General features: G+C 59.4%; 1 protein-coding gene. It reads right to left on the reverse strand.

What is annotated here, in order from left to right; all coding sequences use genetic code 11:
• A partial coding sequence (locus tag AC1DLB_RS31030; RefSeq protein ID WP_477786407.1) for an ABC transporter substrate-binding protein occupies window positions 1–907 on the reverse strand: 907 nt, incomplete at both ends.

Below are 907 nucleotides of genomic sequence, written 5' to 3' on the forward strand. Positions count from 1 at the left end.
ATTCAGGAATGGTCACCAGCTGGATGCCAATGTAGGGCACGGGCTTGAGGGACGGTTGGCTCGGGTCCGCGGCTTTCAGCGATTCCAGCGTCACCTTGGCGAACGGCGCGGCATTCATGTAAGCCTCGGTGTAGGTCGAAGCGCGAGTGCCTGGTGGCACGTTGGCGATGCCGTCTTTTTCCGCGACCAGGGCTCCGTACTCCTTGGACGTGGCCCAGGCGCTGAAGGTTTTCGCCGCTTCCTTGGCCTTGGAACTGGTGGGGATAGCCAGTGCCCACGAATACAGCCAGGCCGAACCTTTGTCGGTGACCTGATGCGGTGCGTAAGTAAAGCCGACGTGGTCGCTGACTTTGCTCTGGGTTTTGTCGGTCACGAACGAGCCGGCCACACTGGCATCGACCCAGATCGCGCATTTGCCGCTGTTGAACAGCGCCAGGTTCTCATTGAAACCGTTGCTCGATGCGCCGGGCGGGCCGGACTTTTTCATGGTGTCGACGTAGAAATTCAGTGCATTTTTCCACTCAGCACCGGTGAATTCCGGCTGCCATTTCTCATCGAACCAGCGCGCGCCATAGGCGTTGGCGACAGTGGTGATCAGCGCCATGTTTTCGCCCCAGCCAGCCTTGCCACGCAGGCAGATGCCGTACTGTTCTTTATCTTTATGGGTGAGTTTGCTGGCGAATTCGCCGATCTGTTCCCAGGTCGGGCGTTCCGGCATGGTCAGCCCGGCGTCCTTGAACAGGTCGGTGCGGTAATAGGTGATGGAGCTTTCAGCGTAGAACGGCAGGGCATAGAGCGAGCCCTTGACCGAAAGACCTTCACGCACCGAAGGGAAAACGTCGTCGAGGGCGTAGTTGGCCGGCAAGTCCTTCATCGGTTCCAGCCAACCCTTGGCACCCCAGAGTGC

The sequence above is a fragment of the Pseudomonas sp. 05N434 genome, assembly GCF_056396965.1.